Genomic DNA, 209 nt, shown 5'->3' on the forward strand with positions numbered 1-209 from the left:
CTGATTAATTCAAAAAAACAACAAAAAGTATGAAAAAAACAATCATCGCGGCTATAGTAACCCTAGCCAGTTTTAATCTAAGCCATTCCCAAGAAGTAGAAATCAAAGACGACAAAGTATATCTAGACGGCAAAGAACTTCTTCGCTATGAGAAAGTAAATGTCCTTCAACACTCATTCTACACGCTAAAAGACGACGAGGAAATACTA

At 35.4% G+C, this 209-nt stretch carries 1 pseudogene; it reads left to right on the forward strand.

Annotated features, from left to right (window positions below):
• Window positions 1–29 precede the first annotated feature (29 nt).
• Window positions 30–209: pseudogene (locus tag IAI56_RS16170) on the forward strand (hypothetical protein); the annotation flags it as partial.

Origin of the sequence: Flavobacterium macrobrachii (assembly GCF_014486675.1) — a bacterium.
GTDB classification, from domain to species: Bacteria; Bacteroidota; Bacteroidia; order Flavobacteriales; family Flavobacteriaceae; genus Flavobacterium; species Flavobacterium macrobrachii.